The 15197-nt window shown below is 67.5% G+C and carries 12 protein-coding genes; 6 read left to right on the forward strand and 6 right to left on the reverse strand.

The window, feature by feature from the left end; translation table 11 throughout:
- Together ACFTSF_RS26970 and ACFTSF_RS26975 are read left to right on the forward strand one after the other, a co-directional pair.
- Complete coding sequence (locus ACFTSF_RS26970; protein WP_380156631.1) at positions 1–1257, forward strand: hypothetical protein; 1257 nt, start codon at positions 1–3, stop codon at positions 1255–1257.
- Between the two features lie 85 nt (positions 1258–1342).
- A complete protein-coding gene (locus ACFTSF_RS26975; RefSeq protein WP_380156633.1) occupies positions 1343–2611 on the forward strand; it encodes a cytochrome P450 in 1269 nt (422 codons plus the stop codon).
- Positions 2612–2620: 9 nt separating this feature from the next.
- Here ACFTSF_RS26975 and ACFTSF_RS26980 read toward each other — a convergent pair whose 3' ends face one another.
- Positions 2621–3625, reverse strand: a complete 1005-nt coding sequence (locus tag ACFTSF_RS26980; protein ID WP_380156635.1) for a M14 family zinc carboxypeptidase — start codon at positions 3623–3625, stop codon at positions 2621–2623.
- A 23-nt stretch (positions 3626–3648) separates the two neighbouring features.
- On the opposite strand from ACFTSF_RS26980, the gene ACFTSF_RS26985 reads away from it, so the two are divergent.
- A complete protein-coding gene (locus ACFTSF_RS26985) occupies positions 3649–4182 on the forward strand; it encodes a GNAT family N-acetyltransferase (RefSeq protein WP_380156637.1) in 534 nt (177 codons plus the stop codon).
- Here the strand turns inward: ACFTSF_RS26985 and ACFTSF_RS26990 are convergent.
- Entirely contained in the window at positions 4179–5255 is a 1077-nt protein-coding gene (locus ACFTSF_RS26990; RefSeq protein ID WP_380156638.1) for an alkene reductase, read from the reverse strand. The two genes, ACFTSF_RS26985 and ACFTSF_RS26990, sit on opposite strands and share 4 nt — an antisense overlap.
- 45 nt (positions 5256–5300) lie before the next feature.
- On the opposite strand from ACFTSF_RS26990, the gene ACFTSF_RS26995 reads away from it, so the two are divergent.
- Complete coding sequence (locus ACFTSF_RS26995; RefSeq protein WP_380156640.1) at positions 5301–5687, forward strand: MerR family transcriptional regulator; 387 nt, start codon at positions 5301–5303, stop codon at positions 5685–5687.
- Positions 5688–5757: 70 nt separating this feature from the next.
- Entirely contained in the window at positions 5758–7413 is a 1656-nt protein-coding gene (locus ACFTSF_RS27000; RefSeq protein WP_380156642.1) for a glutamate--tRNA ligase, read from the forward strand.
- Here the strand turns inward: ACFTSF_RS27000 and ACFTSF_RS27005 are convergent.
- Positions 7410–8627 (reverse strand): phosphodiester glycosidase family protein, encoded by a 1218-nt coding sequence (locus ACFTSF_RS27005; protein WP_380156644.1) that lies wholly within the window; start codon positions 8625–8627, stop codon positions 7410–7412. The two genes, ACFTSF_RS27000 and ACFTSF_RS27005, sit on opposite strands and share 4 nt — an antisense overlap.
- Positions 8628–8696: 69 nt before the next feature.
- Complete coding sequence (locus tag ACFTSF_RS27010; protein WP_380156646.1) at positions 8697–10061, reverse strand: phosphodiester glycosidase family protein; 1365 nt, start codon at positions 10059–10061, stop codon at positions 8697–8699.
- Positions 10062–10243: 182 nt separating this feature from the next.
- On the opposite strand from ACFTSF_RS27010, the gene ACFTSF_RS27015 reads away from it, so the two are divergent.
- Positions 10244–11170 (forward strand): AEC family transporter, encoded by a 927-nt coding sequence (locus ACFTSF_RS27015; RefSeq protein WP_380156648.1) that lies wholly within the window; start codon positions 10244–10246, stop codon positions 11168–11170.
- A gap of 245 nt (positions 11171–11415) precedes the next feature.
- Here ACFTSF_RS27015 and ACFTSF_RS27020 read toward each other — a convergent pair whose 3' ends face one another.
- Together ACFTSF_RS27020 and valS are read right to left on the reverse strand one after the other, a co-directional pair.
- Entirely contained in the window at positions 11416–12468 is a 1053-nt protein-coding gene (locus ACFTSF_RS27020; RefSeq protein ID WP_380156650.1) for a hypothetical protein, read from the reverse strand.
- A 135-nt stretch (positions 12469–12603) separates the two neighbouring features.
- On the reverse strand, positions 12604–15141 hold the full coding sequence (gene valS, locus ACFTSF_RS27025; protein WP_380156652.1) for a valine--tRNA ligase: 2538 nt from the start codon (positions 15139–15141) through the stop codon (positions 12604–12606).
- Positions 15142–15197: the final 56 nt, after the last annotated feature.

The following is a 15197-nucleotide window of genomic DNA, read 5'->3' on the forward strand; positions in this document are numbered from 1 at the left end:
ATGCTGAAGCGAGCACTGGCCATCACAGGCGTTGCTGTCACTGCACTCGGACTCATGGCGCCAACGGCGTCCGCACACATCGCTGCACCGGTCTGGGTGACTGCCAACAGCTCATCCACCGGCGACCAGGATGCGCCGGCCATTGCGATCAACCGGACCGGGTACGTCGCTGTGGTCTGGGAGGACGACCGCGACACGGACAACGCCACCGACAACGTGCACAGCGACATCTGGCTGCGCCTGTTCCGCGACGGGACCGCTGTCTACGAGAAGAAGCTGTCTGCCGGTGGCGACTCCGGTGTGACGAACTGGCGGCACCTGCACCCGGACGTCGACCTGGACGACAAGGGCAACGCAGTAGTGGTCTGGCAAGACGACCCGGATGGCAACGGCTTCTACAACATCCCCTACCGGGTCGTGAATACCGCTGGCACCGTCACTGCCTCCGGTAACGCCAACAGCAGCGCTACCGGTCAGCAGATCAACCCCCGCGTGGCTGTAGACCCAGATGGCGCACCCAGTGGTGGCGCTGTCGCGTTCACTGCTGTCTGGGAAGACATCCAGACCGGTACGCCGGCCACGGTGAAGGCGGCCGGGTACACCGGGCCGACGACTCGGGCCTGGGAGGTCACCGCATCGCAGACGACCGGTCAGCACCACAACCCGGATGTGGCCGTCCCAGCCTCAGGTGACGCGGTCGTCGTGTGGGACGAGGACGGTGACGCAAACGCGGCGTACAACGTCGGTCTGGTCCGGCTGGCGAAGGCAAACGGCGCAGTGAACCTCTCGCGCCGCATCGCGAACTCCAACGGCGACGGTCAGCAGACTCACGCCTCGGTAGCAGCGAACTTCAACGGTGACTTCGCAGTCGCGTGGGAGTCCGACCACACCGGTACGGCGGGCGCGTGGACCCGCACGTTCGACGCCACCGGCACCGCACGCTTCGCCGACGTACAGGTCGCTGCTGGCGGCAAGGCTCCCTCGGTCGGCATTGACGACGCTGAGCAGACAGTGGTCGGCTGGACGACGCAGGCCACCGACCTGGACGTCTGGGTGCGCGGCTTCACCCCCGCCGGTACCGACACCGGCCGGCTCTCCGCCCAGCAGCTCAGCTCGGTCACGGCCGGTCGCCAGGAGCAGATGGTGGTCGCCGTGTCGTCGTACGCCGAGGTAGCCGTCGCCTACACCGACGACAACGACGGCAACACGTACGACCAGATCCACCTCGGCACCTCAATCTCCAACAACAGCTGGTAAAACGACCTGCCTGAACCGGCCACGGTTGTTGCGTGATCGCGCACGATGCCTTCGGTGCGCGATCACGCGAGGTGATGATGGACAGGTGCCCACCGCGAAGGCAGTTGACTACTTCGACCTGTTGCGCCGCCCGTACGACGAGCTCGTGGCGATGTACCGGCGGCGTGGCGAGGTGGTGAAGACGCGGCTCGGGCCGATTCACTACACGTACCTGTTCGGCGCCGAGGCCAATCGGTTCGTGTTCGCCAACTCGGAGCTGTTCCGGTGGCGAGAGGCGTTCGAGTTCCTGGTGCCGATCACCGGAGAGACGGCGCTGATCACGAGTGACGGCGCGCCGCACAAGCGCCGACGGCGGCTGGTGCAGCCCGCGTTCCACCACCGTCAGATCGCCGGGTACGTCGATACCTTCCGGCGCAACGCGGATCGTGTCATCGACAGCTGGCAGCCGGGGACCGTGGTGGATGCGTATGCCGAGTTCCGGCGGGCCATCCGGCGGAGCACGATCGAGCTGCTGTTCGGGGAGCGGCTGGCTGCGGACGAACAGCGGCTGGGGGATCAGCTGCAGCTCGTGCTGGATCTGCTGGACCTGTTGCCGTTCGAGCGGCTGCTGCAGGAGCGACTCGGCCTGCCGAAGTGGCGTCGTGCGTTGGCGGCCAAGGCTGAGGTCGACGCCCGGGTGTTCGAGGAGATCGCGTATCGGCGGGCACATCCGGACGATGCCGGGACAGATGTGTTGTCGTCGTTGGTGGAGGCGGTCGACGAGGACGGTGATCGGCTGTCCGACGAGGAGATCCGGGATCAGGTGATCAGCCTGATCTCGGCCGGCTACGAGACCACGAGTGCTGCGATGGGTTGGCTCATTCATGAGCTGGTCAACGCACCGAAGCACTGGCAGCCGGCGCCGTACGACGACCCGTCGATCGCCAACCTGGTGTCCGAAGCGTTGCGGCTGCATCCGCCGGCCGTGTTGTCGGCGCGCTATGTCGCGACGGAGTTCGAGTTCGCCGGGGAGCGGATCCCGGTCGGCACCCAGCTGATCATCAGTCCGTACGTCACGCATCGGCTCGCCGAGATCTGGCCGGAGCCGACGCGTTTCGACCCAGACCGGTGGGATCCGCAGCAACCGTCGTACCGGAAGCCGACTCCGGCCGAGTTCCTGCCGTTCGCCGCGGGGGCCCACCGGTGTATCGGGTCGACCTTCGCGACTGTCGAGCTGCAGGTGGTCCTCAGCCGGCTGCTCGAGCGCGCCACGCTGAGCCCGATAGCGCAGCGGATCGAGCCGATCGGCTACGGCGCGATGCGGCCCCGGTACGGCGTCCAGGTCCGCATCGACGACGTACGTCCGGCGAGCTGAGTCGATTGGTCAGGCGGCGTCGTGCTCATCCTCGGCAAAGCCAGGAAGGGCCGGGCCGCGCGGTGGGATGGCGGTTGCGGCCGCCGGGTCGATGGTGTGCACGGAGCCGTTCGCGGCGGACCGTGCGATGGCGAGCATCGAGGCGAGTGCATCGGAGATCTGGTGCTGCTCACGACCGGGGATGTCGCTGAGCTCGACCAGCACGCTGCCACTGCCCAGCAGGCCGTAGCCGTTGCGGGCGATGCCTTGGTAGTCGCCACCGGGGTACTGCGACACGTTGCCGCCGGCGCCGTTGATCGACCGCTGCACCACGACCGCGATCTGCTTGGCGAAGTCGCCGTCCGCGGGCTTCACGCCTGCGTTCGTCGGCCACAGCGTGGAGGCGGTGATTTCCTTGCCGGAGGCATCTTTGTAGCGACCCTGCATGTGGTAGTCGACCATGATGTCCGGCTGGAACGCGGCGAACCGGCGCTGGATCAGCCCGGCCTCGGTCGCCGGGTTGTCGGCCGGCGCGACCGCCGGATCGTGATACCGGTTGATGTCGTACCCCTTGCCGGCTTCACCGTACTCGGGGACGGCGGTGGGGTCGTAGTTGTAGCGCCAGTTGCGTTCGTGGCCGTCCGGGTTCGCGCGCACGACGATGTCGACGGTCACCTGCGACAACAGCTTGCGCTGCCATGCGCTGTTGCCGACGCCGACCGTGCGCAAGAACTCCAGCGCCGCCGGAGTCCCGAGCGGCTCGTCGCCGTGCTGCTGGGTGACGTACTGGATCTTGACCTTGCCGTGGCCGACCCGCGCTGCCCAGACCGGCCGGTTCTCGTTACTACGGCCGATCGGGGTGACGCGGACCTTGCCATGGCTCTGGATGGCGAGTTTGTGCAGCTGTACGGCGAGCTTCGCGGTCGACGGGCGTGGATCGACGGGCGCGGTGTCGACGGCCTGGGCGGTTGGTGCAACGAGTAGCCCGGCGGTGACGAGGGCGGACATCAGGAAAATTCGGGGCGTAATCCTCATCCCCGCAGACTAGGTTTGATGACGTGGACTTTCGAGTGGCAACGGTGGATGACGCCGAACAGGTCGCAGCACTGCACGCGGACAGCTGGCGGCGACACTACCGAGGCGCGTACGCCGACACCTTCCTGGACGGCGACATCGAGTCCGAACGACGCAAGGTCTGGACGGAACGACTCGCCGTACCGGCTCGCACCGAGACGATGCTGGCCGAGGAATCCGGTCAGCTGATCGGATTCGTGCACGTGATGCTCGACAAGGATCCGCAGTGGGGCAGTCTGGTCGACAACCTCCACGTGCGCACCGCGCGACGCCGGTCCGGGATCGGCGGCCGCTTGCTGCGGCATGCGGCCAGTGCTGTTGAGCAGCGGGCGGCGACGCGCGCCATGTACTTGTGGGTGCTCGAGCAGAACGTTGCGGCACAGGGCTTCTACCGCGCCAACGGAGGTGACGCTGTGGAGACCGCGCCGGTACCGCCGCCCGGTGGCGATCCGAGCCGACTCAACGGGAGCCCTGCCTGCCTGCGGATCGCCTGGGCGGATGTCGCCGTACTGAGTTAGGCGGCTTGGTGTTGGTACGCCGGGTAGGTCAGGTAGCCGTGGTTGCCGCCCTCGAAGTAGGTGGCCTCGTCGGGGGTGGCGAGGGGGAGGCCGAGTCGTAGGCGCTCGACCAAGTCGGGGTTGGCGATGAACGCGCGGCCGAAGCTGATGAGGTCCGCGCCCTGCCGAAGCCAGTGGTCGGCGTCGGAGGGTCCGGCCTGAACAGGGCCCAGCCCGGCGCCGGGGTTGATGATCAGGGTGCCCGGCCAGATGTCGCGCAGTGCGGCGAGGGTCGCCTCGTCGGTGGTGACTTCGAGGTGCAGGTAGGCGAGGTCGAAGGCCGCCAGTTCCTTGACCAACGCCGTGTAGAGCGCCGGTACGTCGTTCTCCTGCACACCCCAGAATGTCGCGCCGGGGGAGAGACGGATCCCCGTGCGGGCGGCACCGACCGCCTCGACCGTGTGCGCGACCGCCTCGACGGCGAACCGGATCCGGTTCGCGACCGAGCCGCCGTACCGGTCGGTGCGGAGGTTGGCGTTGTCGGAGAGGAACTGCTGGATGAGGTAGCCGTTCGCACCATGCAGTTCGACACCGTCGAAGCCCGCAGCGATCCCGCGCCGGGCAGCGTCGGCGTACGAGCGGGCATGGTCCGGTACTTCGGCAGTCGTCATCGCGCGGGGCATCGGTGCGGGCTGTCGTCCGCTGGGCGTAAAGACGTCGCCGACCGCTGCGACGGCCGACGGTCCGGCGGGCTGCAGGCCGTGCGTTTCCGGGTGGGAGACGCGGCCGCCGTGCATGATCTGGGCGAAGACGCGGCCGCCGTTCGCGTGGATCGCGGCGGTCACCTGGCGCCACGACTCCGCCTGCTCATCGGTGTGCAGTCCCGGCGTACTGGGGTTTGACTGTCCGATCAGACTCGGCTGCGCGCCTTCGGAGACGATCAGCCCAGCGGTTGCACGCTGCGCGTAGTACGTCGCCATCGCTGGCATCGCGAGTCCGTCGGTCGTGGCGCGGACCCGCGACATCGGAGCCATCACGACGCGGTTGGGGAGTTCTATGTGGCCGAGCTGGTGATTGTCGAAGAGGGAGTTCATACGAGTTAAGCTAAAAGCTCACATCCATGTGAGGGGCAAATCATCGTGGTTCAGGTCACATCCGACATGGCGATGCGCATCGGCGAACTGTCCGAGCGGACCGGTGTCAGCGTGCGCTCGCTGCGGTACTACGAGGAGCAGGGACTGCTCACGAGCACCCGGAGTGCGAGCGGGCAGCGCTATTACCGGGAGGAGGCAGTCGATCGGGTCTCCTTCATCCAGGTGCTGTACACCGCCGGCCTGTCGAGCAAGACCATCGCCGAGGTGATGCCGTGCCGCTATGCCCCGAGCGAGCAGAACTCGGACGCCGCCGCGGACCGGATGGTCCAGGAACGCGATAGGTTGTCGGACCACATCGACGAGTTGCTGAAGACCCGCGACGCCCTGGACGAGCTCATCAAGATCAACCGCGCGCACCGGGTCACGCTCTGACCGCGGTTCTTTCACTCGCAGTTGCTAGGCTCGGGCAGTTGGCGTCGAACCGGAAGTGAGAGTTACCGAAATGCTGGACCGCGCGGTCATCGATGGACTGTTCCCTGCTGATCTCCCCGAGCCGGAGTTCTGGGAGGAGAAGTATCCGCAGCGTGCGCTGGCCGACGGTGCGAAGGTGACGCGGCTCGGGCCGTCGCCGACCGGCTTCATCCACATCGGCGGGATCTACGCCGGGATGATCGACCGGGACATCTCGACGAACACCGGTGGCGTCTACCTGGTGCGGATCGAGGACACCGACCAGTCGCGTGAGGTCGAGGGCGCGCTGGAGCAGTTCGCGCGCGGGTTCGACTACTTCCACATCTCGTCGGACGAGGATGTCACCAAGGGCTCCTACGGCCCGTACATGCAGTCGCAGCGGGAGCAGATCTACCTGACCTTCGTGCGGCACCTGCTCCGCCAGGGCAAGGCCTACCTGTGCTTCGCCACCAAGGAGGAGTTGGCCGACATCACCGGTCGCCAGCAGGCGAACAAGGTTCCGACCGGGTACTACGGCAAGTGGGCGATCTGGCGTGACGCGGACGCGAGCGACGTGGCGGCCAAGCTGGCCGACGGGACGCCGTACGTCGTCCGTTTCCGCGCACCCGATGAAGCGGACGGGCAGCGGACCCGGTTCACCGATGCGATTCGTGGTGAGCTCGAGCACGAGGCGAACCGGAACGACGCGGTCATCCTGAAGGCGTCCGACCAGTCGCCGCGGCTCCCGACGTACCACTTCGCGCACGCGGTCGACGACCACCTGATGCGGGTGAACCTCGTCATCCGTGGCGACGAGTGGATCTCGTCGGTGCCGTTGCACCTGCAGTTGTTCGCGGCGCTGGAGTTCGAGCCGATCCAGTACGCGCACATCGCGCCGCTGATGAAGCAGATCCCGGGTGGCAAGCGGAAGCTGTCGAAGCGCAAGGACCCCGAGGCCGGTGTCGACTTCTACATCGGCGCGGGCTTCCCGGCCGACGCTGTCCTGTACTACCTGCGCGGTCTGGCGAACGGCCGGCTGGCGGAGGTCCCGCTGGCCGAGGCGCTGGCCGCGCCGATCCAGCTCGACCAGTGCGGTGTCGCCGGTCCGCTGGTCGACCTCGTGAAGCTCGAAGACATCAGCGCTGACCACATCGCCACGTTGAGTGGTCAGCAGATCTTCGACGCGGTGCGCGTGTGGGCAACGCAGTACGACGCGGAGCTCGTGCCCGTCCTCGACGCCGAGCCCTCGCTTGCGCTGCGTGCGCTCGCGGTCGAGCGTGACGGTGTCGAGAATCCTCGCAAGGACCTGCGCAAGTGGTCCGACTTCCGGACTGCCTACGCGTTCTTCTTCCCGGAGTTGTTCGAGCTGGTGAGCGGTCCGACCGACGAGCGCATCGCCGCGCTGGGGGTTGCTCCCGAGGTCGTCACCGCGTTCGCTCAGGACTTGGTCGCGAGCTACGAGCACCGCGATGACGCGTCCGAGTGGTTCAACCAGATCCGCGATCTGGCGGCCAAGCACGGCTTCGCTGCGAATGCCAAGGAATACAAGAAGGATCCGGACGCCTACCCGGGTTCGATCCGCGAGGCCTCGCAGCTCGTCCGCGTTGCCATCACCGGTGCCACCAAGAGCCCGGACCTGCACGCAACCACGCAGGCCCTGGGCGCCGAAGAAACTCTCCGGCGCCTGCAGGCCCTCGCTGGTTCTTAACGGGGGACGAAGACCACGGCGTCTCCGACGGCGCGCTCGGCGCCACCCGCACCGCTGGGGTGATTGACGAGGGTGCCGTCGGCGCGCGCCATCGCGGTGGAACCGCCGCCGTCCAGGTTGATGGAGTCGTGCAGGCCCAGCGCCTTCGCGACTGCGGCGGTCTCGTCCATCGTGGTGCCGACGCTGGTGGTCTGCCGGCCGTCGATGGTGGCGAGGATGATCTTGCCGTCGGCGGTGGTTCCGGCGATCGTGCGCGGGTTGCGCGCGAAGAAGCTGCCGGAACCAGGCGGTACGACGACCGCGCCGTTCGACGTGAGCTGGTAGCGCCCGGTCACGCCGTACAAGCCCTTGTGCAGCTGGACTTTCCGGCCGCGCTGGTCAGCAACGGCGAGCTGACGATCGACACAGCCGCGAGTGGTGAGCGCTCGGAGCGCGTCCGTCTCCGGCCCAGTTGCCTGTACGGCGAACTGGCTCTTGGTCAGCGTGGTCCCGCGCGTGGTCGCGGTGCGGACGACACAGCCACGCCGATCGAACACGACCTCAACACCAGCACCTGACGGCGTCGCCGCCGCGAACTCAGGTGTGAACAGTACGACGTCGCCGTCCAGTGGTGGGTGATTGACGAACTCGAGCGGTAGCGTCGCCCCGGTCCACCGATTGCGCAGCTGTCCGGTCCAGCTCAAGTGCCCGGTGAGCACCTTGTTGCTCTTGGCATCAATCAGCAGATTGGCCTCGGCCGGATCGGTCAGCGGCTCACTCAGCAGCTTCCCGTCGAAGATCCCCAGCCCGACCTGCTCACCCGGGTAGGCCGGGTTCGCCGTAAACGTGAAGAACGACGCATTCACGCCCGCTACCGCACCGGCCGTCCGCACCAGATCCGACGTCTTCTCCACCTGCGCGAGATCAGCGCCGTACGTCGCCTGCAGTTGCCCGCGAGCCCGCCGAGGATCAATCGTCAGCACGCTCACCACCCACGGCCCACGCGGCGTTGTGTTGATCTGATCAGCCGGCGCAGGCTCCGTCCCCCGCACAATCCGAGTCAACGTAACCCCCCGAGCCAACCCCTCACTACTCCGAGTCTCCGTCAGGTCGGCGTCCCCAATCGGCAACCCGGTTACTGAGTTTGGTGCGGCTGTTGCGGGGGTGACTGTGGTGAGGGTGGCTGCGATGGTCAGCAGCGCGGCGGCGGTGAGTCCACGGCGGGAAGGAGTCATGGTGCTCATCCTTCCCCGGGTGGGTGGAATTTTACCGTTCGGGCTGCTGGCTCGTCAGCATCTACCAGGTTACGAGCGGGTGGGGTAGTAGACGACCGCGTCGCCGACGTAGCGTTCCGCGCCGTTTGTTCCGCTCGGGTGGTTGATCAGCGTGCCGTCGGTGCGCGCCATTGCGGTCGACCCGCCGCCGTCCAGGTTGACCGACTCGGTCAGGCCGAGTGCATCCGCGACCGCGCCGGTCTCGGCGAGCGTCGTACCGACGCTGGTGGTTTGCCGGCCGTCGATGGTGGCGAGCATGATCTTGCCGTCGGCGGTGGTTCCGGCGATGGTTCGTGGGTTGCGGGCGAAGAAGCTGCCGGAACCAGGCGGTACGACGATCCCGCCGCCCTGGGTGAGGCGGTAGCGCCCGACGACGCCGTACAGGCCGCGGTGCAAGGTGATCGGCGTGCCCTGGTCGTTGGTGAGCACGTGACTGCGGTCGACACAACCGCCGTTCGCCGTCAGCGCCAGCAGGGCGTTGGTGTCCTTGCCGGTCGCCTGCAGCGCGAACTGGCTGACCGTGATCGTGCTGCCGCGGGTGGTCGACGTCCGGACCACGCAACCGAGCCGGTCGAAGACGACCTCGACGCCGTGGCCCGACGGGGTCTTGGCGGCAAAGTGCGGCGTGAACAGTACGACGTCACCCGCGGCCGTGCAGGTGGTCTGATCGACGATGTCGGCGCAGGCGGCCGGAATCACCGGCGGGTGGTTGACGAACTCGAGCGGCAGCGTGGCGGCGGTGGTGCGGTTCTTGATCTGCCCGGTCCAGCGCACCTTCTGCACGCTCATCTGGTTGCTGTTGGCATCGATCAGCAGACTCATCTCGCTGATGCTGGTGGTCGGCTCACTGATCAGCTGGCCGTCCGAGAGAGCGAGCCCAACCGGATCACCCGGGTACGTCGGGTTCGAGGTGAACGTGAAGAAGGACCCGTTCGTCCCGACGACCGCGCCCGCACTCTTGACCAGTTGCGAGGTTTTCTCGGTCCGGGCCAAATCCGGTCCGTACGTCGTCGCCACGCGTCCCTGCGCGAGTGCCGGATCGATCGTCACCGCGTTGACCACCCAGGGACCGCGGGTCGTCGTCTCGATCTCGTCGGGGTCGGCGGGCGTCGTACCGCGGACGATCTTGGTCAGCGTCACGCCGGGCGCGAGCGCGCTGTCGGTGCGCGTCTCGGTGAGGTCCGCGTCGCCGATCGGCAGGCTCCCGTCGGCCCGCGGCGCGGACGGCTGCGGGTCGCCTGCTTTGCCGGGCGTGTTCCGGTAGCCCGGCGAGGCCGGGTCCGACTGGTACCCCGACGAGCCTGGATCGTCGCCCGGTGCGGCGGCGGCCGGTACGACGGTGATCGACAGGACGGCGGCTACGACGAGCCCTCGCTTCAGCAGTTGAGCAGGCATGGGCGGTACCTTCCCCCAGGGCGGAATCTTTCCGCGATGATGCGCTGAGTCGTCAGCAAGTACCAGAGTAATGGCCCGAGCACGAACGGTGAAGATGTCCGGAGGATGGTCTGCCCGAAGGTCTCCGGATGCCTTCCCGATACGATCCGGAGGTTGCCGAGCCGTTGAGGAGTTGACCGCGGGTGTCCGCCGTCGTGGGTGCGTTCGTCGCGCTGGTGGCGGTCGCAATGCTCGGGTACGTCGTCGGTCTGGCCGGCGTACTGCGCTCCCAGGACGAGCTCGTCCTGTCCCGCCTGGCGTTCTTCGTGGCGACGCCGGCACTGCTGTTCACCACGGTCGCGCGGGCAGATCTGCACTCGATCTTCTCCGTGGTCCTGGTGACGAACCTGGCCAGCCTGCTCGTCGTCCAGGCGATCTTCCTGCTGGTGGCGGTGCTGCTCTGGCGGCGAACACGTTCCGAAGCGACGGTCGGCGTGCTCGCGTCGTCGTACGTGAACGCAGGCAATCTCGGCGTACCGATCGCGGCGTACGTGCTTGGCAATGGCGCATTGGTCGCGCCGATCGTGCTCTTCCAGTTGCTCGTCTTCGCGCCCGTCGCGTTCGCCATCCTGGACGGCGATCGACAGGGGAGCGGTCGTCGGGTTCAGCTGCGCACGGTGCTCACGCGTCCACTGCGGAACCCGCTGACGGTTGCGTCGCTACTCGGCTTGGTGGCGGCCGCGTTCGACGTACCGCTGCCGACGGTGCTGATGCGACCGATCGACCTGCTGGCCGCGGCCGCCGTACCGGTCGCGCTGATCGCCTACGGCCTCAGCCTGAGCGCGGGGGCGAAGGACTCGATCACTTTGCAGCGAGACGTCGTACTAGCTGTGGTCCTGAAGACTGTCGCCCAACCCCTGCTCGCGTACGCCGTCGCCCGCTGGCTGCTCGACCTGCACGGCACCGCGCTGCTGGCCCCGACCCTGCTAGCCGCGCTACCCACCGCGCAGAACGTCTACGTGTACGCCGTCCACTACCGAACCTCACGCACCCTGGCCCGAAGCGCAGTCCTCATCAGCACCCTGGTCTCCATCCCCCTGATGACCGCAATCGCCGGCCTCCTCGCCTGACCCACGGGGCACCGTGCCGCCGACAGGACATCTCTCGTGGGTGTGTACCCCGCGCGGGGGGCTTGAACAGGTTATGCCTTGTTCACGGCCCCGATTTCGTGTTCACACCCCCACCAACGGCACGCCGGTCAACGTTGGGGGCGGACCTGCGCCACTCAGCAAACCTCGATTTGGCGACTCGCGCGGGCGGTGCTGAGCGTGAACTGGGTGGGGCGCACGCAGTTGGTGAGTGGGGGCGGTCCGGTCTACTTCATTGCGTGGAAGGCCTCGACGGCGACCGGGGCCACCTGGTCGACGGTGATGCCTTCGTTGGCCGACTGGGCGATGACGGTGAGCGTGTTGGAACCGCGGTAGCACTGCGTCGGCAGGTTGCCGGTCGTCTCGACACAGGTCGCCTGGCCGATCTTCTTCACCTTGTCAGGTGACGCGCCGGAGTCCGCGACCGTCTTGGCGATATCCACCTTGCCCCGCAACGCAATCACCACGAACAGCCGGTCGCCATCCAGGTTCCCGTACGCCTCAACAGTCGCCTGCTTGCCGTTGTTGATCCGGCTCAACGCCTGCCGCGTCTGGTCCAACTGCAACTGATTCCGGATGTCCGCGTCCGTCACCCGATCAAGCCCCGCAAGCTTCGCGGGCGGCGTAATCCCACGAGCTGTGTTCAACCGGTTCAACGGACCCAGCCCCCACACATACCCAAGCACCGCCAACACCAACAACACCACCAGCGCCCCCGCCACCGTCACAAACGGCCCACGCCGGTAAAACCGAACCTTCTTCTCCCCTTCAGGTACGACGGCAGCCGCACCAGCACCCGCATCAGCCGCGGAACCACCCGCAGCATCCTTCCCCGCCTCCACCTTCGGAGCAGCCCCGTCAGACGCGGAACCATCCTTCCCCGCGTCCACCTTTGAAGCACCTCCAGCAGGTACGGCGGTCGTGGGCGCGGCCGAAGGCGTCGTCGGCGCAGGCTTGTCCGCGGCAGGCGACTTGTCGGGGGTGGAGTCCTCGGCGGCGGGCTTCTCCGCTGCAGTGGTCTCCGGGGTGGTTGGCTTCGGAGCCGATGAGTCGGCGGGCGGCTGCTCTTTGGAGGCGGCGGTTGCGTCGGGTGCCGACGGTGTTGTCGGGGTGGTGGTTGTGGCAGGTGCAGCCGGTGCCTTGGAGGCGGGGGACGCGTCGGGCGTGGACGGTGCCTCGGGGGCGGGGGTTGCGTCGGGGGCCGGGGGAGCGGGGGTGGCCGCACCGGACTCCGGGGACTCCTGGGAACCGGGGTCGCTCGGGCTGGTGGGGTTGCTCATGCAGGCTCCTTGGTGCTGACGCGGGTCCAGGCCGATGGTTGCACATCGGACAACCTGGTTCCGCAGCGTAGTCGTTCGATGCAAACGCGTAGTGCCCGCCTCCCCAGTGGGGTGACGGGCACTACCGGTACGACGTCAGAGGGTGGCGACGACGCTCACCGTGTCGGTCTCGTCGGCGTTCCAGACGATCTCGCCGGTGATCCGGCCGGCGGCGCGGAGGTCGGGTTCGGCGCGCTCGGCCAGGGCGAGGCGGGCGGCGGGACCGCTGACCTCGACCTTGCTGACCTCGGTCTTCATCGAGACCTGCGCCGCGGACTTCGCACCGCGGATCCCGGCGAGCACCTCGGCGACCGCGTCAAGAACTTCAGCCTCCTGCGCAGCAACCGCGAGATCGGCGTCTGTCGGCCAAGCGGCCCGGTGGATCGAACCCTCCTGCCACCACGACCAGACCTCCTCAGTCGCGAACGGCAGGTACGGCGCGAGCAGTCGCAACTGAACCGACAACGCGACCGCGAGTGCAGCCTTGGCCGAAACCGCGGCAGCGTCGCCCTGACCGCCGTACGCGCGCTCCTTGACCAGTTCGACGTAGTCGTCGCAGAACGTCCAGAAGAACCGCTCGGAAACCTCGAGCGCCCCGGTGTAGTCGTACCGCTCGAACGCCGCCGTGGCATCCGCAACAACCGAACGCAGCCGCTGCAGCATCGCCAGGTCGACCGGCTCGGTGACCGCAGCCGCGTCAACCGTCGTCGCCCCGAACGACAGCACGAACTTCGAAGCGTTCAGAACCTTGATCGCCAGCCGCCGGCCAACCTTCATCTGCGACTCGTCGAACGGAGAGTCCATCCCCGGTCGCGCCATCGCGGCCCGCCAGCGAACGGCGTCGGTGCCGAACTTCTCCAGGATCTCCGACGGGATGATCGCGTTGCCCTTGGACTTCGACATCTTCTTGCGGTCGGGGTCGACGACGAACCCGGAGATCATCGAGCGCGCCCACGGCAGCGTGCCGTTCTCGAAGTGGGCCCGGACGACGCGGGAGAACAGCCAGGTGCGGATGATCTCGTGTGCATGCGTGTTCAGGTCCATCGGGAACGTCCGCTGGAACAGGTCGTCGTCCCGCTCCCAGCCGCACGCGATGTGCGGCGTGAGCGACGAGGTCGCCCAGGTGTCCATCACATCGGGGTCGGCCTCGAACCCACCGGGCTTGCCGCGCTGGGCCTCGTCGTACCCACGCGGTGCCTGCGAGGTCGGGTCGATCGGCAGCTCGGCCTCGGCCGGCATCAGCGGGTGGTCGTAGTCGACCTCGCCGTCGGCGTCGATCGGGTACCAGACCGGGAACGGGACACCGAAGAAGCGCTGCCGGGAGACCAGCCAGTCGCCGTTCAGTCCGTCGACCCAGTTCATGTAGCGGTGCTTCATGTGCTCCGGGACCCAGCCGAGCTCGTCACCGCGCTCCAGGAACTCGGCCTTCAGATCCGCGCTGCGCCCGCCGTTCGTGATGTACCACTGCCGGGTGGAGACGATCTCGAGCGGCTTGTCGCCCTTCTCGAAGAAGTTCGCCATCCGCTCGGTCTTCTTCGGCTCCCCGTCCAGGTCGCCGCTCTCACGCAGCTTGCCGACGATCAGCTCGCGCGCGGAGAACGTCGTCTTGCCGGCCAATTCGGCGTACAGGTCGGAGCCGGTCAGCCACTCCGGGGTCTCCCGCAGGATGCGCCCGTCCCGACCGATGACCGTGCGGACCGGCAGCTGCAGCTCACGCCACCAGGTGATGTCCGTCTGGTCGCCGAACGTGCAGCACATCGCGATACCGGCGCCCTTGTCCATCTCGGCGGCCGGGTGCGCGAGAACCGGGATCTCGACATCGAACAGCGGCGAGCGAACCGTCGTACCGAAGAGGTCCTTGTACCGCTCGTCGTCAGGGTGCGCGATCAGCGCGACACAGGCCGGCAGCAGCTCCGGCCGCGTCGTCTCGATGTAGACCGGCCCGTTGGCACCGTGGAACGCGACCCGGTGGTAAGCGCCCGGATACGGCCGCGGCTCGAGCTCGGCCTGCGCGACCGCCGTCTGGAACGTGACGTCCCAGAGCGTCGGCGCCTCGGACAGATACGCCTCGCCGCGGGCGAAGTTGCGCAGGAACGCCCGCTGCGACGTACGGCGCGAGTCCTCGGAGATGGTCGTGTACAGGTGGTTCCAGTCGACGCTCAGCCCGACCTGGCGCCACATCGCCTCGAACGCCTGCTCGTCGATATGCGTGAGCTCACCGCACAGGTCGACGAAGTTCTGCCGGGAGATCGGGATCTGCTTCTTCGGGTCCGGCTTCTCCGGCGGGGTGAAGTCCGGGTCGTAGGGCAGCGACGGGTCGCACTTGACGCCGTAGTAGTTCTGGACGCGGCGCTCGGTCGGTAGGCCGTTGTCGTCCCAGCCGATCGGATAGAAGACCTGCTTGCCGCGCATCCGCTGGAAGCGCGCGATCAGGTCGGTGTGGGTGTAGCTGAAGATGTGCCCGACGTGCAGCGACCCCGAGACCGTCGGCGGGGGCGTGTCGATGGAGTAGACATCGGCGCGCTCCGCGGTCCGGTCGAAGGCGTAGGTCTGCTGCTCCTTCCATACGGCAGCCCACTTCTCCTCGAGGCCGTCGAGGCTGGGCTTGTCTGGAACGCGGGACGTCTGGCTCATGCGCACAATCCTAGTGGTTGTCAAGGGGTGCTCCGAACGCTTTATCCACAGCCCTC

The organism is Kribbella sp. NPDC056951, assembly GCF_042674205.1.
Lineage (GTDB): Bacteria > Actinomycetota > Actinomycetes > Propionibacteriales > Kribbellaceae > Kribbella > Kribbella yunnanensis.